The organism is Nocardia sp. NPDC058518 (assembly GCF_042719655.1).
Taxonomy (GTDB): Bacteria; Actinomycetota; Actinomycetes; order Mycobacteriales; family Mycobacteriaceae; genus Nocardia.
The window spans coordinates 170415-193612 of record NZ_JBHXNJ010000013.1; the positions used below are offsets into that span (position 1 = coordinate 170415).

The 23198-nt window shown below is 69.1% G+C and carries 25 protein-coding genes and 1 pseudogene; 13 read left to right on the top strand and 13 right to left on the bottom strand.

Going from position 1 to position 23198, the window contains the following annotated elements; all coding sequences use genetic code 11:
• Positions 1-6: 6 nt before the first annotated feature.
• Entirely contained in the window at positions 7-465 is a 459-nt protein-coding gene (locus ACFWPX_RS22405; RefSeq protein ID WP_378912801.1) for a CBS domain-containing protein, read from the bottom strand.
• Between the two features lie 29 nt (positions 466-494).
• Complete coding sequence (locus ACFWPX_RS22410) at positions 495-770, bottom strand: hypothetical protein (protein WP_378912802.1); 276 nt, start codon at positions 768-770, stop codon at positions 495-497.
• A 176-nt stretch (positions 771-946) separates the two neighbouring features.
• Here ACFWPX_RS22410 and ACFWPX_RS22415 point away from each other — a divergent pair, with 176 nt between their 5' ends.
• Together ACFWPX_RS22415 and ACFWPX_RS22420 are read left to right on the top strand one after the other, a co-directional pair.
• Positions 947-1963 carry a HAMP domain-containing sensor histidine kinase gene (locus tag ACFWPX_RS22415; RefSeq protein ID WP_378928961.1) on the top strand — a complete coding sequence of 339 codons (1017 nt, stop codon included), beginning with the start codon at positions 947-949 and terminating at the stop codon, positions 1961-1963.
• Positions 1960-2613 (top strand): response regulator transcription factor, encoded by a 654-nt coding sequence (locus tag ACFWPX_RS22420; RefSeq protein ID WP_301901138.1) that lies wholly within the window; start codon positions 1960-1962, stop codon positions 2611-2613. The genes ACFWPX_RS22415 and ACFWPX_RS22420 overlap by 4 nt, the downstream gene beginning before the upstream one ends.
• A gap of 51 nt (positions 2614-2664) precedes the next feature.
• Here ACFWPX_RS22420 and ACFWPX_RS22425 read toward each other — a convergent pair whose 3' ends face one another.
• From ACFWPX_RS22425 to ACFWPX_RS22440, 4 genes are all read right to left on the bottom strand, one after another.
• Complete coding sequence (locus ACFWPX_RS22425; protein ID WP_378913139.1) at positions 2665-3858, bottom strand: cation:proton antiporter; 1194 nt, start codon at positions 3856-3858, stop codon at positions 2665-2667.
• Positions 3859-3868: 10 nt separating this feature from the next.
• Positions 3869-4351, bottom strand: coding sequence for a cation:proton antiporter regulatory subunit (locus ACFWPX_RS22430; protein WP_378912804.1), 483 nt, complete (start codon positions 4349-4351; stop codon positions 3869-3871).
• 61 nt (positions 4352-4412) lie between these two features.
• Positions 4413-4892 (bottom strand): cation:proton antiporter regulatory subunit, encoded by a 480-nt coding sequence (locus ACFWPX_RS22435; protein WP_378928962.1) that lies wholly within the window; start codon positions 4890-4892, stop codon positions 4413-4415.
• A gap of 123 nt (positions 4893-5015) precedes the next feature.
• Entirely contained in the window at positions 5016-5540 is a 525-nt protein-coding gene (locus ACFWPX_RS22440) for a pyridoxamine 5'-phosphate oxidase family protein (protein ID WP_378912806.1), read from the bottom strand.
• A gap of 212 nt (positions 5541-5752) precedes the next feature.
• On the opposite strand from ACFWPX_RS22440, the gene ACFWPX_RS22445 reads away from it, so the two are divergent.
• Positions 5753-6088: an STAS domain-containing protein gene (locus tag ACFWPX_RS22445; RefSeq protein ID WP_101468711.1), complete on the top strand. Its 336-nt coding sequence runs from the start codon at positions 5753-5755 to the stop codon at positions 6086-6088.
• A 67-nt stretch (positions 6089-6155) separates the two neighbouring features.
• Here the strand turns inward: ACFWPX_RS22445 and ACFWPX_RS22450 are convergent, their stop codons facing one another.
• Entirely contained in the window at positions 6156-7193 is a 1038-nt protein-coding gene (locus ACFWPX_RS22450) for an LLM class F420-dependent oxidoreductase (RefSeq protein WP_378928963.1), read from the bottom strand.
• A 150-nt stretch (positions 7194-7343) separates the two neighbouring features.
• On the opposite strand from ACFWPX_RS22450, the gene ACFWPX_RS22455 reads away from it, so the two are divergent.
• Entirely contained in the window at positions 7344-8003 is a 660-nt protein-coding gene (locus ACFWPX_RS22455) for a cyclodeaminase/cyclohydrolase family protein (protein WP_378912808.1), read from the top strand.
• Position 8004: 1 nt separating this feature from the next.
• Here the strand turns inward: ACFWPX_RS22455 and ACFWPX_RS22460 are convergent, their stop codons facing one another.
• On the bottom strand, positions 8005-8889 hold the full coding sequence (locus ACFWPX_RS22460) for an NADP-dependent oxidoreductase (protein ID WP_378928964.1): 885 nt from the start codon (positions 8887-8889) through the stop codon (positions 8005-8007).
• 75 nt (positions 8890-8964) lie between these two features.
• Here ACFWPX_RS22460 and ACFWPX_RS22465 point away from each other — a divergent pair, with 75 nt between their 5' ends.
• The 3 genes and pseudogenes from ACFWPX_RS22465 (at position 8965) to ACFWPX_RS22475 (ending at position 11553) form a co-directional block, all read left to right on the top strand.
• Positions 8965-9405, top strand: a complete 441-nt coding sequence (locus ACFWPX_RS22465) for a winged helix-turn-helix transcriptional regulator (RefSeq protein ID WP_378928965.1) — start codon at positions 8965-8967, stop codon at positions 9403-9405.
• A 276-nt stretch (positions 9406-9681) separates the two neighbouring features.
• Positions 9682-10053 (top strand): annotated as a pseudogene (locus tag ACFWPX_RS22470) (L,D-transpeptidase); the annotation flags it as partial.
• Positions 10054-10164: 111 nt separating this feature from the next.
• Entirely contained in the window at positions 10165-11553 is a 1389-nt protein-coding gene (locus ACFWPX_RS22475) for a hypothetical protein (RefSeq protein WP_378928966.1), read from the top strand.
• A 59-nt stretch (positions 11554-11612) separates the two neighbouring features.
• Here ACFWPX_RS22475 and ACFWPX_RS22480 read toward each other — a convergent pair whose 3' ends face one another.
• On the bottom strand, positions 11613-12464 hold the full coding sequence (locus ACFWPX_RS22480) for a bifunctional 5,10-methylenetetrahydrofolate dehydrogenase/5,10-methenyltetrahydrofolate cyclohydrolase (RefSeq protein ID WP_378912812.1): 852 nt from the start codon (positions 12462-12464) through the stop codon (positions 11613-11615).
• A 170-nt stretch (positions 12465-12634) separates the two neighbouring features.
• Between ACFWPX_RS22480 and ACFWPX_RS22485 the strand changes: the two genes are divergently transcribed.
• On the top strand, positions 12635-13507 hold the full coding sequence (locus ACFWPX_RS22485; RefSeq protein ID WP_378928967.1) for a YdcF family protein: 873 nt from the start codon (positions 12635-12637) through the stop codon (positions 13505-13507).
• A gap of 64 nt (positions 13508-13571) precedes the next feature.
• On the top strand, positions 13572-14378 hold the full coding sequence (locus ACFWPX_RS22490; protein WP_378928968.1) for a putative protein N(5)-glutamine methyltransferase: 807 nt from the start codon (positions 13572-13574) through the stop codon (positions 14376-14378).
• Positions 14379-14518: 140 nt separating this feature from the next.
• Here ACFWPX_RS22490 and ACFWPX_RS22495 read toward each other — a convergent pair whose 3' ends face one another.
• Positions 14519-15346 carry an SDR family NAD(P)-dependent oxidoreductase gene (locus tag ACFWPX_RS22495; RefSeq protein WP_378912815.1) on the bottom strand — a complete coding sequence of 276 codons (828 nt, stop codon included), beginning with the start codon at positions 15344-15346 and terminating at the stop codon, positions 14519-14521.
• A 32-nt stretch (positions 15347-15378) separates the two neighbouring features.
• A complete protein-coding gene (locus ACFWPX_RS22500) occupies positions 15379-16953 on the bottom strand; it encodes a succinic semialdehyde dehydrogenase (RefSeq protein WP_378928969.1) in 1575 nt (524 codons plus the stop codon).
• A 147-nt stretch (positions 16954-17100) separates the two neighbouring features.
• On the opposite strand from ACFWPX_RS22500, the gene ACFWPX_RS22505 reads away from it, so the two are divergent.
• A complete protein-coding gene (locus ACFWPX_RS22505; protein WP_378912817.1) occupies positions 17101-17781 on the top strand; it encodes a TetR/AcrR family transcriptional regulator in 681 nt (226 codons plus the stop codon).
• On the opposite strand, the gene ACFWPX_RS22510 is transcribed toward ACFWPX_RS22505, so the two are convergent.
• Positions 17755-18672, bottom strand: a complete 918-nt coding sequence (locus tag ACFWPX_RS22510; protein WP_378928970.1) for a DMT family transporter — start codon at positions 18670-18672, stop codon at positions 17755-17757. The two genes, ACFWPX_RS22505 and ACFWPX_RS22510, sit on opposite strands and share 27 nt — an antisense overlap.
• 234 nt (positions 18673-18906) lie before the next feature.
• Between ACFWPX_RS22510 and ACFWPX_RS22515 the strand changes: the two genes are divergently transcribed.
• Together ACFWPX_RS22515 and ACFWPX_RS22520 are read left to right on the top strand one after the other, a co-directional pair.
• Positions 18907-19608, top strand: coding sequence for a response regulator (locus tag ACFWPX_RS22515; protein ID WP_378912819.1), 702 nt, complete (start codon positions 18907-18909; stop codon positions 19606-19608).
• Between the two features lie 26 nt (positions 19609-19634).
• Positions 19635-20639: an ATP-binding protein gene (locus tag ACFWPX_RS22520; RefSeq protein ID WP_378928995.1), complete on the top strand. Its 1005-nt coding sequence runs from the start codon at positions 19635-19637 to the stop codon at positions 20637-20639.
• Positions 20640-20749: 110 nt separating this feature from the next.
• Here the strand turns inward: ACFWPX_RS22520 and ACFWPX_RS22525 are convergent, their stop codons facing one another.
• Positions 20750-21352 (bottom strand): hypothetical protein, encoded by a 603-nt coding sequence (locus ACFWPX_RS22525; RefSeq protein WP_378929000.1) that lies wholly within the window; start codon positions 21350-21352, stop codon positions 20750-20752.
• Between the two features lie 190 nt (positions 21353-21542).
• Here ACFWPX_RS22525 and ACFWPX_RS22530 point away from each other — a divergent pair, with 190 nt between their 5' ends.
• Positions 21543-23081 carry a DUF4153 domain-containing protein gene (locus ACFWPX_RS22530; RefSeq protein ID WP_378928996.1) on the top strand — a complete coding sequence of 513 codons (1539 nt, stop codon included), beginning with the start codon at positions 21543-21545 and terminating at the stop codon, positions 23079-23081.
• Positions 23082-23198 lie beyond the last annotated feature (117 nt).

Genomic DNA, 23198 nt, shown 5'->3' on the forward strand with positions numbered 1-23198 from the left:
GTCCGTTCAGTCGCCGGGGCCGACAACAGCGAGGCTGGTCAGCAACCGTTCCAGGGTGATCGCGCCGCGCAGGGTGCGCGAGCGGTCGACCACGGCGATGAGCGGACTGTGCTTGCGCGCCATCAGGATCGCGATCTCCAGCAGCGTCGCGTCGGGGGTGACGGTGACCGGCTTGCTCGCGCCGTCGGGCAGACAGTCGCCGACGGTGAGACTGCCGGGTTCCTGCCAGAACAGGTCCGCGTGCACCTCGTCGATCGTGCGGACCAGCGCGGGATCGTCGTGATAGGAGGCGGGAATCGCCAGGCGCAGCACCTGGGTTCCCGGCAGGACCGCCACCGGCCGGTCCATCTCGTCGACGACGATCAGACCGGGCAACCGGTTGACCACCATCAACCGGACCGCGCGGGCGACGGGGTCGCTGGTGCGGACGGTCGGCAGGTTCATCGCGATATCGCGTGCACGCATGGCATGGCTCCGGGGGGATTCGACTGTGCTCACGGGTGGGCCTTCCGTCCGGTCAGCAGGTCAAGGCGCTGTTCGAGGCGAGCGAGGCGGTCGACGAAGGGCCGCGAATGCATCAGCTCGGCGACCTGGTCGGCCTCGTCGGGCTCCAGTTCGATGTCGACCGTGGGTTCGTCGCTGCCACCGGCGTAGGCGAGCAGGCGTCGCGCGCCCGTCGGTTCCGTGAGCAGGGCGAATCGGATGCCGCGGCGAGTGTGGAAGCTGTGCAGCACACCTGCTCCCGGGATCGTCGTCCGGTCGATATCCATGGCCGGCGGTCCTTCCTCGGATCGTCGAAAGCGTCTGATCCGAGTCTGGTTCGCGCAGGTGGCGGGCACTATCGGCCGTGACACCCATTTCGTGGACCGGTCGGGGCCGGTCAACGGGTGCGGGATGGGTGCCAGGCACCATGGACAGAACACAAGGGCGCCAGCATGCTGGTGTCATGAACCGTCTCGCAGCGCTGCGAGCAGGACGCTCGCGGCGAATCCGAACGCCGGTGACGGCGTTGTTCTGGCGGATCTGCTTGCTCAACGGTGTGATCTTCACCCTCGGCACGTTGATCTTGGCCTTCTCCCCGGCCACGGTGTCGGCTCGGCTGCGCCTGACCGAGGTGCCGGTGCTGGTGATCGGACTCGCGGTGATCCTCACCGCGAACGCCGTGGCTCTTCGCACCTCGCTGGCACCGCTCGACGAGCTGGTCTCCTCCATGCGCCGCGTCGATCCGCCCCGGCGCGCGGTCCGCCTCGATCACGGCGCGAGCGGGGATTTCCACCAGCTGATCGAGACCTTCAACGCGATGCTCGACCGGCTCGAAGCCGAACGTTCGGTGGCCGGTGGTACGGCGCTGGCCGCGCAGGAGGGCGAGCGGCGGCGCATCGCCCGCGAACTGCACGACGAGATCGGCCAGAGTCTGACGGTGGCGCTGTTGCGGCTCAAACGGGTCGTCGATCGGGCGCCCACCGGACTGCGCGAGGAGGTCGAGGCCGCGCAGGAGACAGTGCGTGGCTGTCTCGACGAGGTCCGCGGGATCGCCGCACGGCTGCGGCCCGATGTGCTCGAGGACCTCGGCTTGCACAGCGCGATCAACGCGCTGTGCCACGAATTCACCCGTTCGGCAGGCATTTCCGTGCGCCGCGAGGTCGACCCGGCGATCAGCCGCCTCGACCCCGACATCGAACTCGTCTGCTATCGGGTCGCCCAGGAGAGCCTGACGAACGTGTTGCGGCACGCCGACGCCGACGAGGTCACCTTGCTGATCACGCCCCGAGCCGACACCGTGGTGCTGCGGGTGACCGACAACGGTCGCGGCGGCGTGGTCGAGGACGGGGCGGGAATCCGCGGGATGCGCGAGCGCGCCATGCTGATCGACGCGACGCTGACCATCTCCTCCCCGGAGTCGGGCGGCACCGCGGTCGAGCTGATCGTCCCGGTCACCGCGCGCGAAGGAGTTCCGGCATGAGCGCGCCGACCCGGATTCTGCTGGCCGACGACCACGCGCTGGTGCGCAGCGGGCTGCGGATGATCCTGGACAACGAACCGGACCTGCTCGTGGTCGCCGAGGCCGCCAACGGGCTCGACGCGGTCACCGCCCTCGCCGACGACAGCATCGACCTGGTGATCCTCGACATCGCGATGCCGCGGATGACCGGCATCCAGGCCGCCCGCGAGATCACCAGGAACAACCATCCGGTGCGCATCCTGATGCTGTCGATGTACGACAACGAGCAGTACTTCTTCGAGTCGCTGAAGGCGGGCGCCTCCGGCTACGTGCTGAAGTCGGTGGCCGATCGCGACCTCATCGAGGCGTGCCGGGCGACGATGCGCGGTGAATCGTTCCTCTACCCCGGCGCGGTCACCGCGCTCGTGCGCGACTACCTGCAACTGGCCCGGCAGGGCTCCGCGCTCCCGGAAACGATACTCACCCCGCGCGAGGAAGAAGTTCTCAAGCTGATCGCCGAGGGCTATTCGGCCAGGGAGATCGCCGCCGAGCTGGTGATCAGCGCCAAGACCGTCGACCGGCATCGCGCCAATATCCTGCAGAAACTGGGCCTGCGCGACCGGCTCGACCTGACCAGGTACGCCATTCGCGCCGGGCTGATCGAGCCGTGAGAACGCCGAAGGCCCCCGGACCGAGCGATCGCGGGGGCCTCGACAAGGGGGTCATTCGGCGAGCGGGTCGACCTCCACACGCTGCTTGCGACCGGCCACCAAGCGCATGACCGGTTCCACGATGCGGGCACCGATCGGGCCGATGATGGCCATCAGGAGCACGTAGGTGGTGGCCAGCGCCGCGAATTCGTCGGGTACCGCACCCGCGGCCACCGCGAGGCCCGCGATGACGATCGAGAATTCACCGCGGGCGACCAGGGCGGTACCCGCGCGAGCCCGGCCCAGTTGCGAGGCGCCCGCGCGTTTGGCCGCCCACCACCCGGTGGCGATCTTGGTGACCGTCGTGACCACCGCCAGCAGCACCGCCCAGCCGAGCACCGGTGGGATGGTCGTCGGATCGGTGCTCAAACCGAACAGCACGAAGAACATCGCCGCGAACAGATCGCGCAGCGGTTCGAGGATCTTGGTGGCATCGTGCGCGGTCGAATCCGAGATCGCGATGCCGAGCAGGAACGCGCCGACCGCCGCCGACACCTGCACCGCCGAGGCGATGCCCGCCACCAGCAGCGCCGAACCGAGCAGCTTGAGCAGGAAGATCTCGCGATCCTCACTGGCCACGATCGCCGAGACGTATTTGCCGTAGCGCAGCGCGACGACGAGCACCAGGGTCACCGCGACCAGCGCGATACCCACGGTGGTCATCCCGGCCACGAACCCGACACCGGCCAGCACCGCGGTGAGCACCGGCAGATATACCGCCATCGCGAGGTCCTCGAACACCAGGATCGACAGGATCGTCGGTGTCTCCCGGTTACCCAGCCGACCCAGGTCGTTGAGCACCTTGGCGACGATGCCGGAGGAGGAGATGTAGGTGACACCGGCCATCGCGATCGCCCCGGTCGGCCCGAGGCCGAGCATCAGCGCCACGATCACCCCGGGTGTCGCGTTGAGCACCAGGTCGAGCAGGCCGGCTGGCCACGATTTACGCATGCCGGTGACCAGTTCACCGGCGGTGTATTCCAATCCGAGCAGCAACAGCAGCAGTACGACGCCGATCTCGCTGGCGATGTGGATGAAGTCCTCCACCTCGTGCAGCTCGATCAGCCCGCCGGTACCGAAGACCAAACCACCGAGCAGGTAGAGCGGGATCGGTGAGAGGCCGATGCGGGCCGCGATCCGCCCGAGCACACCCAACCCGAAGAACACAGCCCCCAGCTGGATCAAAGCCAGCGCGGTTCCACTGATCTGCACCGGCTCAGCCGTCGGTCAAGATCGAAGCGGCGGCGTCGAGCCCGGCATTCGTGCCGACCACGACGACCATATCGCCGCTGGCGAACACGAACTCCGGTCCCGGCGATGCCAGGACCTGCCCCGCGCGCAGGACCGCGACGATCGAGGCGCGGGTCTTGGTCCGCATCTCGGTATCGCCCAACCGTCGCGACGCGTACGGCGAATTGGGCGGCACCGGCATCGATCGCGTGCTCACTCCGTCGAGTTCGCGATGTTCTTCACGCAGTTGCGCGACCAACTGCGGTGCGCCGAGCAGGCTCGCCAACGTGCGGGCCTCGACAGCGGACAGTGGAATCTGGACGGTCGAATCAGGATCGCCGACCTTGGTGAAAATCAGGTCGGTACCACCGTCGCGGTGGTCGACGATGCCGATACGGCGGTCCACCTTCGAGAGCGAAAACTCTTTGCGGACACCGATTCCCGGCAGGGATGTGACTTCTACATTCATGGGATCACCTAACCTCAGCTAGGGGATACCTTACCTGCCCTTTACTATCGGCATGGATTCATCAACCGGCGCCGAGCAGCCGCCCCGCCGCGTCGAGGCCCTCGTCGGTGCCGACCACGACGACCAGATCGCCGGGGATGAAGGTGAAATCGGTTCCCGGCGACGGGGTTACCTCGCCCGCGCGCACCACCGCGACGACCGAGGCCTTGGTGCGGGTGCGCATCTCGGTGTCGCGCAACGGGCGACCGTCGAAGGGACTGCCACGGTCGATCGCGAACTGCCTGGTCGACAGCTCGCCCGCACTGTGGGTCTCGCGCGTCTTCTGCACCACCTGCGGCGCACCGAGTAATCCGGCCAGCACGCCGATCTCGGTGTCCGACAAGGGAATCGAGGTGGTCGAGTCGTAATCACCGGCGCGCGAGACGACCAGGTCGACCGAGCCGTCGCGATGCTCGATCACGCCGATCCGGCGACGGGCCTCCGCCAGCGGAAAGTCCTTGCACACGCCGATTCCCGGTAAAGGCGTCACATCGATGTTCACGCCCTCACAGTACGACCAGATAGGAATAACACCACCCCCTACCCTGCGCACCCATCCGTCGAAGCTCGCCGCGTTCGCCTGTCCGGCCTCGGCGCCGGCGAGAACCGAGAACTTCGCGCGCCGCTACCGCGCGAATCGCCAGCGGGTGGCGCCGTGCGGATCGGTGAGCGCGACGCCGACCGCGATGTGCGGAACGAATCGGAACAGGTACCAGGGCGCGGGGCCCGCGCTCTGGGCACTGAAGGCGGCGGTGACGGCCTCGCCGTCGCGTTCGGCGGGCCAGCCGGTGTCACGGTAGGCGGCGGTGACCCGATCGAGCTCGCCGTGATCGATCGTGCGGGTGGCGACACCCTCGAAGACGAGGTCGACGTCGTCGGGGAAGCGCAACGACAGCGTGCACGCCGGATTGCCTGCGAGGTAGGTGGTCTTGCGGGCGGCGGGCCCACTGGTGAAATAGAAGTACTCGCCGACCTGGGCCGCGCCGATCCCGGCCGAATGTGGTCGACCGTCCGGACTCGCGGTCCCGAGGAACTGGGCGGTCTCGAGCGCCGCGAGACCGGTCTCGATGGCACTGCGCGCACGGCTCCACGGCAACTGGTCGGCACCGTAGATATTGAGATCGGTGGCCTCGACGGGTTCGGGCAACATCGGTGCTCCCTCTGATCGCAGATCTGCCGGTAAAGGCGCTGGCCGAGAAGGTCAACGGTGGCTCACACTCGCGGTCGAGTATATCCGCGCGACCGGCGCCGACCATGGCGATCGCGCGGCGCTACCCGCTGTGGCTTGCGTATTCGGGCGAAGTCGGGTGTTGTTGAACAGTGACCAACTCTTCCGGAGACGCGTATCCACTCACGGACACGATGACCACCACGACGGCGGTACACGACGGCGTCACGGTGCTGACGGTGACCGGCGAGGTCGACCTGGCGACCGCACCCGCGCTCGATGCCACCATCGAGGCCATCCTGGCCGAGAAACCGGCGGCGCTGGTGATCGACCTGACCGCGGTCGGGTTCCTGGCGTCGGCGGGCATGGCGACGCTGGTCGCCGCGCATCAGCGGGCAGGCGAGACCACCTCGATCGCCGTCGTGGCCGACGGGCCCGCCACCAGCCGTCAGCTGAAGATGACGAGCCTGGACCAGGTGTTCGCCATGCACACCACCCTGGACGCCGCCTTGGCGTCGTTCACGTCCTGACACAGCGAAACGCGCCGCCGACCGGAGACTTCTCTCCGGACGGCGGCGCGTTTGTCGTCGGTGGGTGTCAGCAGAGGGTGCGCAACTGCTCGATCAGCTTCACGCGACCGGCGGCGTTCTCGGCGATCGGCGTGACGTTGAGCGTGGTGACGCCCGCCTCGGCCATCGCGGCGATGCGCTCCTTCACGAAGCTCTCCGGGCCGATCAGCGACACATCGCGCACCAGCTCGTCGGGCACCGCCTTGGTGGCGGCCTGCTTGTCACCGGCCAGGTACAGCTCCTGGATGCGGTCGGCGGCCTCGCCGTAGCCGTACTTGGTGGCGAGGGTGTGATAGAAGTTCTTGCCCTTGGCGCCCATGCCGCCGATGTAGAGGGCCAGGTGTGGCTTCACGAATTCGAGCAGCGGGGTCACGTTCTCACCGATCGCCAGCGCGGGACCGGCGAAGATGTCGAGCTCGCCCAGCGCCGGGTCACGCTTGGCCTTGCCCGCGGCGAGCGCGTCGCCCCACACATCCTTGGCCCGCTCCGGCAGGAAGAAGATCGGCTGCCAGCCGTTGGCGACCTCGGCGGCCAGCTCGACGTTCTTCGGGCCGAGCGCGGCCAGCAGCACCGGAATGTCTTCGCGCACCGGGTGATTGATCAGCTTGAGCTCTTTGCCGAGGCCGGTGCCGCGGTCGGCGGGCAGCGGGATCTGGTAGTACTTGCCCTGGTAGTTGAGCTTCTCGCGACGCCACACCTTGCGGCAGATCTCGAGCAGTTCGCGGGTGCGCCCGATCGGAGCGTCGTAGGGCACGCCGTGGAAGCCCTCGATGACCTGCGGACCGGAGGCGCCGATGCCGAGGATGAACCGGCCGTCGGAGACGTAGTCCAGGCCTGCCGCGGTCATCGCGGTGAGGCTGGGGGTCCGGGTGTAGAGCTGCAGGATGCCCGAGGCCAGCTGGACCCGCTCGGTGCGGGCGGCCAGGAAGCCCAGCGCGCTCACCGCGTCGAACGAGTACGCCTCCGGCACGAAGACGATGTCGAGGCCGGCGCGTTCCAGGTCGGCGACCTCGGCCGCCGTCTCCTTGAAACCGTCCGTGTAGTTGATGCTCAATCCGATCCGCATGCACTCAACATAGCCCCGGACACCACGCGTACCCCGACCGGTCGGTCTGTCGGCGCAGGTGCTGGTCGCGCGGGGTGCGTGAGCGGGCACGCGGTAGCGTTGAGGCAAAGATTCCACGCAATTCTCGCCGCATCGAAAGGCCACCCCGTCGTGTCGCAGCCCACCGTGTCGCCGCAGCAGATCGCCCCCTCCTTCGGTTCGGTGACCTTGGAGCACTATCTGTCAGAGCTGGCCGCGAAGGTACCCGCCCCCGGTGGCGGGGCCGTGGCCGCGCTGCACGCCGCGCAGGCCGCCGCGCTGGTGGCGATGGTGGCGCGCTACACCACCCGCGCCAAGGACGCGGAGAACCGGCCGGTGATCGACCAGATCATCGTGGCCGCCGATGCCGCGCTGGCCAGGTCCCTCGCTCTCGCCGATGCCGACGCGGCCGCGTTCACCGCCGTCGGTGCCGCCTACAAGCTGCCGAAGGACACCGACGCCGAGATCGCCGCCCGCACCGCGGCGATCAACGAGGCGCTGGTCGAAGCCGCCCGCGTGCCCGCCGCTGTGGTCGACGAAGCCGACGAAATCCTCTCGCTGGCCGCCGAACTGCTGCCGATCGGCAATCCGAACGTGGTCACCGATATCGGTGCCGCCGCCGACGCCGCCCGCGCCGCGGCGATGAGCTCGCAGCTCAATATCGAGATCAATGTGGGCTCGCTGCCCGCCGATCTCGGTGACCCGTTCGCCGCCGCCCTGCTGCGCGTCGACACCATCGCCGCGCGCGCCGACGCCCTGCACGGCGACGTGCTGCACGCCGTGCGCGGCTGAGTCAGCCGTTCGCGGTGAGCACGATCTTGCCGCGGACCCGGCCGGATTCGCTGCGCCGATGCGCGGCGGCGAGTTCGGTGATCGGCAGGATCTCCGCGATGTCGACGGTCAGCTCGCCGTGGTCGACCGCCGCCGCGAGCTCGTCGAGGGCGGCCGTCGCCGGTGCGACGTAGAGCCGGTGCACTCGCGAATCCGGATGTGTCGCCGGGCCTTCGGCGGCCACCACCCGGCCGGTGGCGCTCAGCACGGTCAATGACCGATCCGTGTAGTCGCCGCCGATCAGATCCACCACCAGGTCGACCTCGCGCATCGCGGTGGTGAAATCGGTGGTCCGGTAATCGATCGGTTCGGTGACGCCGAGTCCGCGCAGATAGGCATGGTTGCCGGTCCGCGCGGTGGCGGCGATCGCTGCGCCTCGCCGCGCGGCGATCTGCACCGCCAGATGCCCGACGCCACCGGCCGCCGCGTGCACGAGGACCCGCTCGCCCGGCCGCACCGAGGCCACAGCCTGCCAGGCGGTGAGTCCGGCCACCGGAAGCGCGGCCGCGTGCACCGGGTCTATCGAGGCGGGGACGCGGGCGAGCCGATTCTCCTGCGCCACCACGTATTCCGCGTTGGCGCCACCGAACACCATGCCGTACACCGCTTCTCCCGGCGCGAACCGCGGCGCACCGGCACCCACCGCCGCGATTACGCCGGACACATCGAGCCCGAGCACGAGCGGTGGCTCACCCAGTTGCCGGATCAGGCCGCTGCGCACCTTCCAATCCGCGGCGTTGACGCTGGTCGCCACCACCCGCACCAGCACCTCCCCCGGACCCGGTGCAGGCCGAGGCACCTGTGCGCGCTCGAATACGTCCGGTCCGCCGAAAGATCTCTGCACCATCTGCCACATACCGTCGAGTCTGCGCCGAGCAGTGTCCCCACGGTAGTAGGCACCTTTCGGATAACGTGGTACCTCATGGATACTGTCGGTGAGCAGAGTTCGGTCGAGGCGTTCCTGCGTGACTGCCCCGCGCGGCAACTGCTGTCGGTACTCGCCGACAAATGGGTGCTGCTGGTCCTGGGCAGCCTGCGCGAGGCGGGCGGACCGGTGCGTTTCAACGAATTGCGCAGGCGCCTGGACGGCATCACCCAGAAGGTGCTCACCCGCACACTGCGCGATCTGGAACGTGACGGCCTGGTCCGGCGCGAAGTGTTCCCCACGATGCCGCCCCGGGTGGAGTACAGCATCACCGCGCTCGGGGCGGATCTGGGGCGGATCAGCCAGGCGATGGGCGCCTGGGTGGCCGAACATCACGCGGAGATCACCGCCGCCAGAGCTGAATTCGATGCTGTGCGAACCGCCGAACCGGCCCCACTGTCGCAACCGGGGCGATCAGCAGCACCGATCTCGAAGTGAGAACATTTTTTCGAGGTCCCGACCTGCACTGACGCAAGACGACACACCGGTACACCCGTTGGCCGTTACCACTTCGATAGGTCGAGTTGATCATGGCGGCCTAGACTTGGATTCCGCCTACGAGTGAGTGAAGGGGTGGCGTTTATGAGGAACGCAGTTCGTTTCCTGTTCGTCGCGATCATGGCGGCAATACTGGCCGCATCCTGGTCGGGAGCCGCGTCCGCGGACTTGATCGGAGGCCAGCGCACCCAATACGGCGGTGGCACATACGCAGAGGCGAACCTGTCCACACACACCTTCACCGTGAGCCAGGGCGGACAGGTCGTCCGGGTGATGCCCGCGTCGATGGGCAAGCCCGGTTTCGAGACGCCCACCGGTACCTTCAGCGTTCTGGAGAAGGACCGGTCGGTGGTGTTCGACTCGCGGACCATCGGCATCCCGCTCGACGATCCGGAGGGCTACATCATCGACGGTGAATACGCGGTGCGGCTCACCTGGGGTGGCGTGATGGTGCACTCGGCACCCTGGTCGGTGGACTCGCAGGGCAACGCCAACGTGAGCCACGGCTGCATCAACCTCGCCCCCGCCGACGCCGCCTGGTACTTCGAGAATGTCGGCATCGGCGATCAGGTCTATATCCACTGGTAAACATTTTCCCTCGTGGCATTCGGCGAACGCGCCGTCAGGGCAGTATCGTGCCCGTAACGAAATCGTTGCGGGACATACCCTGACGGCGACGAGCCTGATGAAGGTGGGGCGATGGATCGACCGGAAGCGCACAGACCGATCGGGGCTCGACAGCAGGACCCGGGATCGGCCGGTGCTCCGCTCGCGGCTGTCACCCCGATTCGGCGGTCCCGCGACCTCAGCGCGCCGCGGCCTCGTCGGCTGAGCGAGCAGCCGGTCAGCGGTGCGCGCCATCGCATCGAAGGTGGACCGACGACACCGGCAGGCATTCCGGTCGTTCCGGCCGCCGGACTACAGGACACCGAGTACGGCAGGGTCGTTCCGGCGGACGCCACCGTCACCGATCGGCTGCCCGTGATCGGCGGAAAATACGATCCCGGTGCGCGCCACAGCATTCCGGACACCGCGTTCTCGATCGACGACAACGGGCCCGACACCGACGAAATCCCGATCATCACCTCCCCCGCCCCCACGTGGGCGGCCCTCGATTGGCCCACGCGAGGCAATGACACTGCGGTGTCCCGGCATTCGCATCGCGCACCCGAGGACCGCGGTGCGGATACCTTCCCGCCACGCCCCGCGGCAACCTACGGCGGTGCGGACACCTTCCCACCGCGCCCTGCGGCGAACTACGACGGTGCGGACACCTTCCCCCCACGCCCCGCAGCGACCTACGGCGGTGCGGACACCTTCCCACCGCGCCCTGCGGCGAACTACGGCGGTGCGGACACCTTCCCACCGCGCCCTGCGGCGAACTACGGCGGTGCGGATACTTTCCCACCGCGCCTCGCGCCCGATTACCGCGACGCGGACGCCTTTTCGGCAACCGAGACAGCCGACTCCCCTGGCGCGGACAGCGAGCCCTCGCGTCCCGCACCCGATTACAACGGTGATGACGAAGTCTTCGCGCGAATGATCGACCGCTCCAAGCGACGACGTGTGCCCCGATGGGTCGCACCGCTGGTCGCCTCGGTGGCCGGTGCCGTCCTGCTCGGCGGCACCTACGTCCAACTGCGTGGGCCCGCACCGGCATCCACGGCGGCGAGCACTCCGCTCGTGCCGAGCTCGGCGAGCCCGGTGACGGTCGAGTGCCCCACCGAGCAGATCGGCGCCATGGTGCGGGGCAACGGCTCCGGCGGCACCGAGTCCGGCATCGCGGCTATCCTGGCCTTCCAGCACGCCTATTACGTCGCGCGATCAGGCGATCAGGCGCGGACCCTCGTGGCCGCCGGTGCTGTGGCACCCTCGGCGGCCGCGATCCAGGCCGGAATCGACTCCACTCCGGTGGGAACCACGCACTGTGTGGAGATCACCCCGGGTGCCTTCGCCGATCAGTACCTCGTCAAGATCACCGCGTTCCGGCCGGATTCGGCGCCGAGCACCTACACACCGCAGCTGGTGGAGACCGCCGTGGTCGGCAAGAAGACGCTGATCACCTCGTTCGGGGCGGCACCGCGCTAGACCCGAACGAGGGGCCGATCAGCAGCTGCGCGATCGCACAGCTCGATCACGAAAGGCGTTCAGGCGCGGGCGTTCTCGGCCGCGACGACCACGTGGCGCATGAGCAGCGCGGTGGTCACCGGGCCGACACCGCCGGGGACGGGGCTCAGCGCCGCAGCCTTGCCGATGACCGATGCCGCGTCGACATCGCCCACGATGCCGCCGTCTTCGGCTTCGTTGGTGCCCACGTCGATCACCACGGCGCCGTCGCCGATGTGCTTGCCGGTGACCAGGCCGATCCGGCCCGCCGCGGCGACCACGATATCGGCGGGGGTGGTGACCGCGGCCAGGTCCGCGGTGCGTGAGTGCGCGACGGTGACGGTCGCGTTCTCGGCGAGCAGCAGCTGGGCAAGGGGCTTGCCGACGATATTGGAGCGGCCGACCACGGTGACGAGGCGGCCCTGCAGCGCGATGCCGTGATGCTTCAGCAACTCGACGACCGCCTCGGAGGTCGCGGGGACGAAACCGTCGAGGCCGGAGGCGAGCAGGCCGAGCGACAGCGGGCTGACGCCGTCGACGTCCTTGGTCGCGGCGATCGCCGAACTCACGTCGTCGAGGTTCACGCCGGCCGGCAACGGGGTCTGCAGCATGATCGCGTCGGTGGCCGGGTCGGCGCTGCGCGCGCTCAGTTCGGCGCGGATCGTTTCTGCGCTCGCGTCGGCACCGAGATCGATGCGCTCGCAGGCGATTCCGAGCCGTTCGGCGGCTTTGCGCAGCGAGTTCACGTACCAGGCGCTCGCCGGGTCGTCGTTGGCGACGATCAGCGCCAGCGTCGGCGCGGTGCCCGCGGCGGTGAGCGCGGCCGCGCGCTCCTTCGAGTCGGCGTTGATGGCGGCGGCGAGTTCCTTGCCGGTCAGCGAAGCGGTATCCACGGTGAGTCACCTTATCCGCCGCCGGGAAGATGGCCTGCCGCCGGGCCGCGACGCGCGCAAGCTGGTCGAGGTCCGCCGCGGCCGAGATCTCCGGTCGTAGGGTGTTGCCTGCTCTGTCATCAGCTATGCCAGCACGTACCGAACCGTTCGCGGGAAGGGTTGCGACTGTCGTGAAGATCTCGAGGCATTGGAAACAGGTGGCCGCCGCTGTCGTCACCGCTGCCGCGCTGACGGGCACCGCGGTCGGCCCCGCCGCCGCGGAGGCGGACGTGGCCGCGCTGTACAACTCGGCGCAGCGGCATTTCACCGACGGTGACGATGCCGCGGGGCGAGCCGACCTACGCGCGCTCATCGCCGCCGATCCGCACGACGCCGAGGCACTCGCGCTACAGGCGATCTGGTCGCACTACGCGGGCGACACCGCCGCCGTCGGTGACGCGCTGGCCCGGCTCGGCGGGATCGACCCGGGCATGGCGGCGGGCACCAACCATGTGCTGCACGCGGTGACCGCGGCCGCTGCCACCCTGCCCAATCCGCTGCCCGCACTGGTCGGTCCGCAGACCGGCATCGTGGTCCTCGGCTACGGTCTGTTGCCCGACGGCGCGCTGCGACCGGAGCTGGAGAACCGGCTCACCGCGGCGTGGTTGCAAGCGGTCGCCGCGCCGTTCTCACCGGTGATCGTGACCGGCGGCAATCCGCAGAACGGCATCTCCGAGGCCGAGGCCATGCGGCGCTGGCTGGTCGCGCGCGGGCTGCCGGGTGATCGGATCCATGTGGAGGATCGGGCCGGGTCGACGGTGCAGAACGCACTGTTCAGCACCCGGCTGCTGCGCGATCTCGGGGCGACCAGCGCGGTGGTGGTGACCTCCCCGAATCACATTCGGCGCGCGGTCGCCGACTTCATCGTGGCGGGCACGCATGTGGTCGGGGCGATGACCTCGCTCGAACAGCTGGTTTCCCAGTTGCCCCCGCCCGCGCGCCAGGCCCAGCGCGGGATCTACCTCGACGCGACCCGCACCTTCGAACTCGACACTTCACGCTGAGTCGTTGCCTCCCGGCACTGCCCGCGGTGATAATTCGCTTGCCCCGGTCAGGAACAATCGGCGCATGAGCGGTTCCAGTTTTCCCGAGGTGGTCGTGACGTTGCGGCGTGCGGGATGCGTGTTCGCCGAGGACGAGGCCACGCTGTTGATCGAGGCGGCGGTCGGCGATCCGGGGCGGCTGGATGCGTTGGTCGGACAGCGGGTCTCGGGGACTCCGCTCGAATATCTGCTCGGCTGGGTGGAATTCCGTGGGCTGCGAGTCGGGGTGCGACCGGGAGTTTTCGTGCCGCGTCAGCGCACCGCGTTTCTGGTGGATCAGGCGGTCGACGGCGTCGCGCCGGGCACGACGCGAGCCTGCGTGGTCGACCTGTGTTGTGGCTGTGGGGCACTCGGGCTGAGTGCGGCGACCGAGCTCACCGCACGGGGGTGCGACGTCGAGCTCGTCGCCGCTGATATCGACCCCGTCGCCGTCGCCTGCGCGCGCGAGAATCTCGCGCCGCTGAGCGCACCGGTGTTCGGCGGTGATCTGTTCGACGCGCTGCCGGGCGACCTGCGCGGGCGCATCGACATCCTGCTCGCGAACACACCGTATGTGCCCAGCGCCCGCGTCGCGGACCTGCCGCCGGAAGCGCGCGAGCACGAGCCGCTGACCGCGCTGGACGGTGGGGCGGACGGGCTCGACGTGTTCCGGCGGGTCGCCGAGGGTGCGGCCACATGGCTGGCGCCGGGCGGCACCGTGCTGGTGGAAACCGGGGCGGGGCAGGTCGATACCGCGTGCTCGGTGCTCACCGCGCACGGTCTCCTACCCCGCGTGGCCCAGTCGCAGGAGCACTACGCCACCGTGGTCGTCGGTACCAGGGAGCCTCGCTGAGCGCGCGGCAACCACCAACGGTCGACACCGATCGGCCGTCGCAGTCGATGCGGACGTGCACAGGGTGCCCGACATGACGATGCCCCCGTCGAACGATCGCCTCCACGACCGGCCGACGGGGGCACCCCCGCACCGAATGCCTACTTGCGTCCGGTGAACTGATCCATCGAGTGGTACACGCCCACCGCGTTCAGGTACAGGTCGCGAACCTTGATCGGCAGCAGACCGGTCAGCGCCCGGTTCATCCGTGAGGTCCACGGCAGCACCACCAGGGCACCGCCCTTCTTCATCTCCGACCACGAGGTGTCGACGACATCGTTCTGCTCGAGCATCGGCGTGAACAGAATGCCCTTCGCACCGTCGAACATGCCGGTGTTGATGTAGGTCGGACAGACCGTGGTGACCTTCACGTGGTCGTGGCCCGCCTGCTCGAGCTCGATACGCACCGAATCCGACCAGCCGAGCGCCGCCCACTTCGACCCCGCGTACACGGCCATGCGCGGGTTGGCGACCAGCCCGGCCGACGACGCGATATTGAGCACGCGTGCCTGGCCCGCACCGGCGACCATGCCGGGCAGGAACTCCAGGGTGACGTACATCGGGGCCAACGAGTTGATCGCCATCGTCTTGTCGATGTCGGAGCGGTTCTCGGTTTCCCAGAAGTAGGTGTTGCCGCGCACGATGCCCGCGTTGTTGACCAGGATGTCGATGCCGCCGACCTCCTTGCGCACCGCCTCACCGGCCTCGCGGATCGAATCCTGCGACGACACGTCCACCACGTAGTGGTGCACCTTGCCACCCGCGGCGGTCAGCTGCGCCGCGGTATCGCGCAGCGCCAGCTCGTTGATATCCCACAGCACCACCGCGTCGGCGCCTTCGGCAACGGCCCGCTCCGCGAACAGCTTTCCCAGGCCCATCGCCGCGCCGGTGACCAGGACCCGCTTACCTGCGACCGATTCCAACTTCATTTCTCGCTACACCTACCCCTGCTCGTATTCCGCTACTTCTGGCGCAGCGTCTTCATGACACCGAAAACCAGCGTCATCGTCTTGGCCCACATCTGCTCGGACATCCCGGGCAGCGGCGCGATCGGCAGCAGTCGCTGGACCGCGATGGTCTGGGTGTCGATGTATTTCAGCAGGCCCTCCGGCCCGTGACGACGACCCTGACCGGAGATACCGAGCCCGCCCGACGGCGCGTCGACGCTGCCCCAGGCGGCGCTGAAGCCCTCGTTGACGTTCACCGAACCGGCGTTGATCCGGGCGGCGACGTCCTTGCCGCGGTTCACGTCCCGGCTCCACACACTGGCGTTGAGGCCGTAGGCGGTGTCGTTGGCTGCCTCGACGGCGGCGTCGTCGGAGTCGACCTTGTACACCGAGACGACCGGGCCGAAGGTCTCCTCGCGGAAGACCGTCATGCCCGGCGCCACGTCGGCGAGCACGGTCGGCTCGTAGAAGTACGGGCCCAGATCCGGGCGGGCACGGCCACCGGCGAGCACCTTCGCGCCCTTGGCGACAGCGTCGTCGACGTGGGCGGAGACGGTCTCGAGCTGACGGGGGAAGGTCAGCGATCCCATGTCCCGGCTGTAGTCGAGCTCGCCGCCGAGCGACATGTTCTTGACGTTGCCCACGAATTCGGCGACGAACTGGTCGTAGACCGAGGCGTCGACGTAGATGCGTTCCATCGACTCACACAGCTGACCCGCCGACGAGAAGCAGGCGCGCACAGCCAGTTTCGCCGCCTTGGAGACATCGGCGTCGGCCAGCACGAGCAGCGGGTTCTTGCCACCGAGCTCGAGGGAGTATCCGATCAGGCGCTCACCGGCCTGCTGGGCGATGGTGCGGCCGGTGGCGCTGGAACCGGTGTAGTCGACGTAATCCGCGCGCGCGATCACCTCGCCACCGATCTCGCGGCCACGGCCGAGCACCGCCTGCCACAGTCCGCGCGGCAGCCCGGCCCGCTCGGCGGCGTCGATGGCCCACAGCGCGGTCAGCGCCGTCTGGTTGTCGGGGCGCGCGATCACGGCGTTGCCCGCGATCAGGGCGGGCAGCGCGTCGGAGGCCGCCAGCGCGAGCGGGTAGTTCCACGGGGAGATGACCGCGACGACACCCTTGGGCCGGTTGCGCACCTCGACCGAGGTGAGCACCGGCAGCACGCCGCGCGGCTTGCGGTCGGCGAGCAGTTTGGGGGCGACGGTGGCGTAGTAGCGCGCGTTGAGCGCCACGTCGGCGATCTCGTCGAAGGCGTGCGGCCGGGACTTGCCGGTCTCGGTCTGCACGATGTCGAGGATGGTGTCCTGCTCGGCGAGCACGATGTCGTGGAAGCGGCGCACGATCTCGGCGCGCTCCTTGACTCCTACCTTTGCCCAGTCGCGCTGCGCGTGCCTGGCGACGGCGAAGGCGCGCTCGATATCGGCCACCGAGGACTGCGGCAGGTCGCCGATCTTGTGGCCGGTGGCCGGGGCGAAGACCTCGACCGACGGTGCGCCACCGGCGACTCCGCGTTCGAACAGGGGCTTGACCAGCGCGGCGGGCAGCGCGGTGGGTTCGGCGGTCAGCTCGGGGGCTGTCGTCATTGTCGGCCCTTCTCCTCAACAGATGGATCGCGCGGAACGGGTCGCGCGCGCTCAGGTCATTTACTGAACACTAGTGTTAGATTAATGCCAGCGCCCTGGTTCGTGTCAAGCTTTCAGTGCGCGATGACCGGCTGTGAGGGAGGTGCGATGACCGAGGAATCGACGGCGGTGCGTCGCGGGCGCCCGCCGCAAACCCGGGAGCAGGCCGACGAGGTCCGTGCCAGGATCATCGAGGCGACCGCCGCGGTGTTCGCGCGCAACGGCTCGCGCGGGTTGAGCGTCGCCCAGATCATCGAAGAGGCCGGGCTGGCCAGACCCACTTTCTACCGCTATTTCGGCAATGCGTCCGAGCCGCTGCACGCGGTGCTCGACGCGTCCAACGACGGTCTCGTCGGCGGCATCCGCGAGGCACTCGCAGGGACCGACGAGCCGGTGCAGCTGGGTATCCGGCTGATCGACGCGTACATGGACTGGGCGCGCGGGCACGGCCCGATGCTGGGGCCCTTGTTCGCCGAGCTGCACGATCCCGGGTCGGTCGTCTCGGGCTATCGCGAACGCGCGCTCGACGATATTCGCGATCTGGTGCGCAAGACCTTCGGCGATCTCGGGCGCCCGGTCCCCGCTCCGCTGGACCTGGACGCGGCACTGCACGTGTGCGAGTACGTCGTCTACCGGCTCACCGAGGGCAGTGAGCCGGGTAGCGATCCCGATCCGGCGCTGGCGTCGGAGGCCAGGGGGACGATGATTCGCGTGCTGCTGGTCACCCTCGGCACCCGCGACGATCTCGCCTACGCGATGGAACTACCCGGTCTGTTCCCCAACCTGTAGCGCCGCCGGTTCCTCCGCAGCACGACCTGCGGTGACCAGGGCGATCGACAGCAGCGCCGCACCCGCCCAGCCCGCGAGGCCGAGTCGCTCATCCAGCAACAGCACCGCCAGCAGGGTGCCGGTGAGCGGTTCGAGCAGGGCGAGCAGCGCTCCGGTGCCCGCGCCCGCCTCGGTGAGGCCACGGAAATAGAGCGTGTACGCAATCGCCGTCGGGAACAGTCCTAGTGCGAGTACTCCCAGCACGCCGTTCAGGGTTGTGTCGATCGCGGTGGTGGTCAGCGCGGCCGGGAGGGCGAGCAGGATCGCGCCCGCGGTGAACCCGAGGCCGGTGCTGGTGACAGGATCCAGGCCGGGGACGGGAACCGCGGCGATCACTGTGAGCGCGGCGAAGGCACTGGCCGCGGCCAGTGCCAGAACCGCGCCCAGCAAGACCCGCGACCCGCCCGCGCCGGGTGTGCCGACGAGCAGTGCGAGCCCGGTGAGGGCGAGGGCGATGCCGCCGGCGCGGGTGCGATCGAGTGCTCGCCTGCCGGTGAGGTGTTCGGCCACCGCGACGATGACCGGGGACATACCGATGGTGATCAGCGTCGCCGTGCTCACCGAGGACAGTGCCACCGCGCCGAAATAGCAGCCCTGGAACACCGGAGCCAGGACGGCGACCGCGCCGATACGCCGCCACGCGGGCGCACCGCGCGGTAGTGCCCGACGGGTGAGGACACACAGTCCGACCAGCAGCAGACCGCCGACGGCCAGTCGCACGGCGGCTACGGCCGGCGGGGACAGCTGGGTCGAGCGTTGGACGAGGGTGCCGAGTAGGCCGCCGGTTCCCCAGAGGATTGCGGCGAGGACGAGATCAGCTGTGCCCACGCGGGCGGACAGCGAGACAGACATGGGTGTGTGCTCCTGCGACAGAAGGTGAGGGGGTCGCGAGAAGCGAGGTGCTGGGGTGGACACGGGTGGCCTGCTGGGCCGGTGCGCGCTCCTCGGGAGCGCGGCGGGGCACCTCGCTCAGGAGGCGGGCGGCGGGGTGGAACGGAAGCACTCGTGCACGGCGCGAGTGTACTCCACACAGAATCTCCACATTTGGCGACGCAACCCTCCACACCGGCTCGCTAGGGTCGCACCATGGAAAACAGTGGGGGCGGGCCAGGACAGGCGGCACGCCGGGTCCTGGTGGTCGACGACGAGGTGACGATCGCCGAGTCCGTGGCCGCCAGGTTGCGTGCCGAGGGGTTCACCGTCGACCTGGCACACGACGGGCCCGCCGCGGTGGCGGCGGCCCTGGCGGGGGAACCCGATCTGGTGGTCCTCGACGTCATGCTGCCGGGGTTCGACGGGCTGGAGGTGTGCCGCCGGATCCAAGCCGAGCGCCACGTGCCCGTCCTCATGCTCACCGCGCGCACCGACGAGACCGACCAGCTCATCGGCCTCGGGGTCGGCGCCGACGACTATCTCACCAAGCCGTTCTCGATGCGGGTGCTCGCCGCCCGGGTACACGCCCTGTTGCGGCGCGTCGACCGGGCCGCCGAGCGCGGCGACACCAGCATCGTCGTCGGTGATCTGCGGATAGATCTCGCCGAGCGGCGGGTGTGGCGTGGTGACACCGAAGCACGGCTCACCCCACTGGAATTCGACTTGCTGAGCCGGCTCGCGCAACGTCCGCGGGCGGTGCTGGCCAGGGAACGGCTGCTCGAGGACATCTGGGACTGGTCCGACGCGGCGGGCACGCGCGCGGTGGATTCGCACGTGAAAGCCTTGCGGCGCAAGCTCGGTGCCGATCTCATCCGCACCGTGCACGGTGTCGGGTACGCCTTGGACGCACGATGACGGCGCCGGAGCGCGCCGCGGCGTTGCTGGACCGGATCGCCGACGTGTTGCCGCGGCCACTGGACCGGCTGCGGTCGATCAAACTCAAACTGGCCGTGCTGATGTTGTGTTCGGGCGGTGTCGCATTCGGGTATTTCCGGCTGAAGATCGGCTGGCTGCCGCCGCGCACCACCGTGGCCGCGATCGGGATCGCGCTGCTCACCTCACAGTTCCTCGCACACGGCATCACCCGGCCGCTGCGCGAGATGACCTCCGCTGTCCGGCGAATGGCACAGGGCGACTACAGCTTTCGTGTGCGGGCGTCCTCGCGCGATGAGGTGGGGCAGCTCGCGACCGCGTTCAACCAGATGGCCGCCGACCTGGCCGCCGCCGACCGGCAACGTCGCGACCTCATCGCCAATGTGTCCCACGAGTTGCGCACGCCGGTGACCGCACTGCACGCGGTCCTGGAAAATCTGGTCGACGGGGTGAGCGAACCCGACCCGGCGACGCTGCGCACCGCCCTCGCCCAGACCGAACGGCTCGGCCTGCTCGTCTCCGAACTCCTCGACCTGTCCAGTATCGAAGCGGGCGCGTTCACCCTGGATCGCGAAAACCTGTCGCTGACACCGCTCTTGGCGGAGGTGATCGCCGAAGCCGAGGTGATGACCGCCGCGCTGGGCCGCGGTGTCCGGTTCACGACTTCTGTCGAACCCGCCGACGCGACCGTGTTCGCCGATCGGGCCCGCCTGCACCAGGTGCTGTTCAACCTCCTCGACAACGCTGCCAGGCACGGTCCGTCCGGCGGTGAGGTGCGGATCTCGGTGTCGACCGGCCCCGAGGGGACCGTCCTCGAGATCCAGGACGACGGCCCCGGCATCCCGGAAGCCGAGCGCGCCACCGTCTTCGACCGCTTCACCCGCGGTGGTCGCACCGACGGCGGCGGCACCGGCCTCGGCCTCGCCATCGCCCGCTGGGTGATCGACCTCCACGGCGGCACCATCGCCGTCGCCGACCCCGGCTCCCGCATCCGCGTCGTCCTTCCGGACTGACCCGATATCCAGATCACCCTCCCGGCACTTCGGTCCCGGGACGCATCCGCACACCTCCAGGAGGGGAAACCCATGTCCGACAAACCGATATCCGAAGCACCGACAGCCGATCAGGCCGCTACCGAGAGCCAGAAGTCCGCTGCGCAGGCGGGTGCCGAGCAGCCCGGCGCCGAACCCGTCCTCGCCAAGGCCGCAGCGTCGGTCAGCCCATCACCGGACACGACGTCGCCCGCCGCAGACGGCTCGCCCGCCGCACCATCCACGTCCGCTACACCCGTGCCTGCCGCGCCATCCCCATGGGCCGCGCCATCCGCGCCTGCTGAGCCGTCCGCACCAGCCGTACCCGCCGAGCCGTCCGCGCCTGCCGCGCCTGCCGCGCCTGCCGCGCCTGCCGCGCCTGCCGCGTCCGCCGCGCCCGCCGCGGATGGCTCGGTGCAGTTCGCGACATTGCTCGCCGCGAGTCGTGAGGGCAGCCCCGTCCGGCCGGGCACTGCTGGCTGGCAGGCCACAGCGTGGCCGAGCGTGTCGTCGGCGGGTTCTAAACCGTCGGCGAGTTCCATGCAGCTACCCGCGATGCCGCCGCCCTTACCGCCGGTGCCCAAACGCTGGCAGACAGTAGCCCGCCCGCCCGGCGTCCTTCCCGCCGCCGCCCTGGCCGGCATCGTCGGTGCCACGGTGATCCCGCTCGACCGTCCCGGCATCGGCTGGCTCATCACGGGCACCGCCATCACCGGAGCTCTCTGCGCGGTGGACTACCGCGCCCGGACCCGTCGGGCATCCGAGGACGACTCACCGGAATCCGCCCCGACGGCCGGAACATCACCGGCGACAACTCCGTCCACGACTGCGCCGACCACGGCCGACAGCACCGGCGCGAAATCCGCTGCACCACTGTCGCATTCAGTGCCTGACGTTCTCGCGGCACCAAACACCGACGAGGTCACGGCAGTCACCGGACGTTCCGAGCCGGATCGCACGGCAGACCCCGGCCCAGTCGACAATGCCGCGCCCGCGAACGCCGCAACGAGCGACGGACAAGCGGCAAGTCGATCGGCCGATACGGCCGGCGACCGAGCAGCGGTTCAGGGCGGCGCGGCCGACACCGGGACAAAGGCCGCGACAAATGCTGCGAAGACTGCTGATTCGGCTGCGGCCGGCCTCGGCGGGGTTACCGCGAAAGCACCTGTCACCGACCGGGAAACGCAGTCGAATGAGGTTGCTTCCCACTCTATTTCGCTCAGTGATCGGATCTGGTGGGGGGCGGCCGCGATTGGGTTGCTCGGGGTGGGGACAGTCCGGGCCGCGGGGTGGTTGTTCGTTCTCTGCTTGATCGCGGCGTGCGTCGCCGGGTCGCTGGCGGTGTTGGGACGACGGAGTGTGCGGGGAACCGTCCACGACATGTTCGCGGTGCCGTTGGCATCGTTCGGGGCTGTGCCGTGGGCCTTTTCGGGCTTGCGGGAGTCACGTTCGGTGGGGACCTCGACCTTGCGGCGTTACGGGGTTTCCGTAGCGGTGACGGCGGCATTGCTGGTGGTGTTCGTGCCGCTGCTAGGCGGAGCGGATGCGACCTTCGCGGGCCTGTTGAACGGGCTCGTTCCGACCGTGGACGGTCCGGCGGCCTGGCAGTGGACCTTCTTGTTCCTCATCGTCACCGTGGGAGTGCTCGGGGCGCTGTATCTGCTCGCGGGCCCGCCCGCGCGTGCGGCAGATTCGGTACGGCCGCAACGGCTTTGGTCGCGCAGTGAGTGGATGCTGCCGGTCGGGGCGCTGACCGTGTTGTTCGCGGTGTTCGTGGGCGCTCAGTTCGTGGCCCTGTTCGGTGGCGACGACTACGTGCAGCGGACAGCGGGCCTGACCTATGCCGAGTACGCGCGCAGCGGGTTCTGGCAGCTCTCGGCGGTGAGCATCCTGACGCTGGCCGTCATCCTGGCGGTACTGCGCTGGTCGGTACAGGAAACCGCCGCCGATCGCCGGTCGCTGCGCATCCTGCTGAGCGCGGTGAGCGTGCTGACACTGATCATCGTGTGCTCCGCGCTCGGCCGGATGTGGACCTACCAGCAGGCCTACGGGTTCACCGTGCTGCGCCTGCTGGTGACCACGTGCGAGCTCTGGGTCGGCCTCGTCTACGTCCTCGTGCTGATCGCTATCGCGCGACTGCGCTGGAGCTGGGTGCCGCGCGCCGCGATCGGCACCGCACTCGGCACTCTCATTGCCCTCTCACTGCTGAATCCGGAACACCTTGTCGCCGAACGCAATATCGACCGCTGGCAAACGAGCGGCCGTTTGGATGCGGACTACCTGAGCACTCTCTCCCCCGACATCCTCCCCGCCCTCGACCCGCTGCCCACCTACCTCCGGACAGAAATCGAAACCACCGTCCTCCACGACCTGGACGACGACCACTGGTGGTCATGGAACTGGTCCCGCAGCTCAGCGCGCTGACCCTCGCGGCCGCGGGCGCGTGCACCCCCGGGGGCCCCCGCCCCGCCGGGGGAAAACGCGGCCAACCCCCCCCCCCCCCCCGAGAATATAAAACAAAGACGCGGGCGCCCCAAAGAG